The organism is Burkholderia sp. BCC0398 (assembly GCF_902833245.1).
In the GTDB taxonomy this organism is placed as follows: domain Bacteria; phylum Pseudomonadota; class Gammaproteobacteria; order Burkholderiales; family Burkholderiaceae; genus Burkholderia; species Burkholderia sola.
On the sequence record NZ_CADFEM010000050.1, the window covers coordinates 1 to 488 of the forward strand.

The 488-nt window shown below is 66.2% G+C and carries 1 protein-coding gene; it reads right to left on the bottom strand.

The features are described 5' to 3' along the window. Window positions 1–488 (bottom strand): DUF2827 family protein (locus HWX76_RS36450; protein WP_244138082.1); only part of this gene is annotated, 488 nt, incomplete at both ends.

Sequence of the window (488 nt, forward strand, 5' to 3'; positions counted from 1 at the left end):
TGCCAGATGTGCGGGACGATCGTGACCGGTGCGCGCAAGCCCGTCTGGTAGTAGTGCAGGCACGAGCGCTCGAATTCGGGAATCGTCCACACCGCGTCGTACGGCGCGCCCGAGAACAGGAAGCCCGACGGCTTGTCGAACATCGCGCGCTCGATGTCGATCACGTAGTCGTTGCCGACGCGCATCGTGACGACCTTGCCGCCGCGCTCGCGGAACGCGCGCAGGTAGTCCGCGCCGAATTGCGCGCTCATCTCGATCAGCACGTCGCAGCGCTCGAGCGCTTCGTCCATCGACAGCAGCGGCACGTTCCACTCGCCGAGCATCATCTGCGGATCGGCGACCTGTTCGCCGCCGTTGACCATCACGGCATCCGCGACGAGCGGCGACTGGCGCAGCAGCAGGATCAGCAGCAGGCAGTTCTGGAAAATGCCGTTTTCCCACAGCGACTGGCCGGCGCCGCGCACGAACAGCGACACGCCGACGACGAG